This window comes from Pilosibacter fragilis, from assembly GCF_032490495.1.
Lineage (GTDB): Bacteria > Bacillota > Clostridia > Lachnospirales > Lachnospiraceae > Pilosibacter > Pilosibacter fragilis.
The window spans coordinates 1-572 of record NZ_JAVYJB010000089.1 but is presented as its reverse complement, the minus strand read 5'-3'; the positions used below and the strand labels follow the sequence as shown (position 1 = coordinate 572).

The 572-nt window shown below is 46.3% G+C and carries 1 rRNA gene; it reads right to left on the bottom strand.

Going from position 1 to position 572, the window contains the following annotated elements:
* A 16S ribosomal RNA gene (locus ABCW45_RS17845) occupies nucleotides 1–572 on the bottom strand; the annotation flags it as partial.

Here is a 572-nt window from a genome sequence, read left to right as displayed (position 1 = left end):
GTCAATTCCTTTAAGTTTCAGCCTTGCGACCATACTCCCCCCGGAACCCAAAAACTTTGATTTCTCTCAAGGTGCTGACGGAGTCATGCAAAAACGTCCGCCAATCCCTAGTCGGCATCGTTTATGGTTGAGACTACGACGGTATCTAATCGTCTTCGAGCCCCCAACTTTCGTTCTTGATTAATGAAAACATCCTTGGCAAATGCTTTCGCAGTAGTTCGTCTTTCATAAATCCAAGAATTTCACCTCTGACAATGAAATACGAATGCCCCCGACTGTTCCTCTTAATCATTACTCCACTCCTACAGGCCAACAGAATAGGGCAGAGTCCTATCATGTTATTCCATGCTAAAGTATTCACGGCGTAAGCCTGCTTTGAACACTCTAATTTACTCAAAGTAACCATGCCGAATCCCTGTCCCGGACAATGAAGCCCAGAAGCAGGTCCCCGACAGTAAGGAAGGCCACAGCAGTGCTCACCATAGGCGGACCGCTGAAACCCACCCGAAATCCAACTACGAGCTTTTTAACTGCAACAACTTAAATATACGCTATTGGAGCTGGAATTACCG